General features: G+C 70.7%; 1 protein-coding gene. It reads left to right on the forward strand.

What is annotated here, in order from left to right; all coding sequences use genetic code 11:
• Positions 1 to 214: 214 nt before the first annotated feature.
• Positions 215 to 713, forward strand: a 499-nt coding sequence (locus CCN72_RS36100) for a hypothetical protein (RefSeq protein ID WP_086812589.1), incomplete at its 3' end; no start/stop codon positions are given.

The raw sequence follows: 713 nt of genomic DNA on the forward strand, positions 1-713 counted from the left end.
CCTGCGGGGCTGCACGGGCAGGATCATCTGAACGCGTTCTACGGTTCCCTCCGAGATATCGGACGGCGCTGATGTCGACGGTGTCGCTCATCCGCAGTCCCCTCCAGCACGCTGTCGTCCGGCCTTGCCTCGGCACCTGACTGCCGCGTCCACGCAGACGAAGTGCGATGAACCCGAACGGGAGCCGGCGCCACCGACGGGGAAGAAAGGAACCATGGGAATCCCCTCAACTCCCCACCTCACCCACGGTCTTGTCGTCGTCCAGCCCCTCAAGCATCAGCGCTGCTCCGCCTGCCGGCGCGGGCCGTTGTCCCTCCTGGTCCTGGAGAACGGCGCTCCCCGCTGCCTGAACTGCGCGGATCTCGGTCACCTGGTCCTTCTTCCGCGCGGTGACACGGCGCTGACCCGCAGATCGCGGGAGGAGAGCGTGTTGTCGGCGGTGGTGGTGCGGTTCAACCGGCGTAAGGGCCGGTACGAGCGGCAGGGTGTGCTCGTGGAGGAGGCGGCGCTGGTCCGTGCCGAGAAGCGGTGTCTGGCGGATGCGGAGGCTCGGCGTCGGCGGCGGGCGCGGGACGCGCGGCGCAGGGGGGTGGAGGACGAGCGGTTCGCGGCGTCGTTCGCGGCGGAGATCCTCAGGTTGTTCCCGGGGTGTCCGGCCGAGCGGGCGCGGGCGATCGCGGCGCATGCCTCTGTGCGGGGCAGCGGGCGGGTGG

The organism is Streptomyces murinus (genome assembly GCF_002154555.1).
GTDB classification, from domain to species: domain Bacteria; phylum Actinomycetota; class Actinomycetes; order Streptomycetales; family Streptomycetaceae; genus Streptomyces; species Streptomyces murinus.